The sequence below is a fragment of the Burkholderia sp. GbtcB21 genome, from assembly GCF_019091065.1.
Taxonomy (GTDB): Bacteria; Pseudomonadota; Gammaproteobacteria; order Burkholderiales; family Burkholderiaceae; genus Burkholderia; species Burkholderia pyrrocinia_C.
In genome coordinates this window covers 1-292 of the sequence record NZ_JAGXKA010000187.1, presented here as the reverse complement: position 1 = coordinate 292, position 292 = coordinate 1, and the positions used below count along the sequence as shown (strand labels likewise).

Genomic DNA, 292 nt, shown 5'->3' with positions numbered 1-292 from the left:
CCATGGGGTCAGTTAAGCTTGGTGGGACCAAGTTTGATATTGCAAAATACGATGGGCGTGGTGACTATCTCTTGTGGGAACGACAAGTGAAGGGCGCACTGAAGGCAGCTGGTTTGGGCAAGGTGTTGAGGCCAAAGCCCGGTACAATCAACAATGATGATTGGAAGGACCTTCAAGAGCAAGCTGTGAGTATAATCATACTCTATTTGCAGCCAATTGTCCTGAAGCAAATTGAGGAGTACGAAACATGTACCCTGCTGTTTGAAGCTCTTGAGCAACGATTTCATCGTAA

1 protein-coding gene is annotated in these 292 nt (G+C 46.6%); it reads left to right on the top strand.

All coding sequences use genetic code 11. From position 1 onward, the window contains the following. Window positions 1-86: 86 nt before the first annotated feature. A partial coding sequence (locus KVT39_RS36775; protein ID WP_217591460.1) for a hypothetical protein occupies window positions 87-292 on the top strand: 206 nt, incomplete at its 3' end.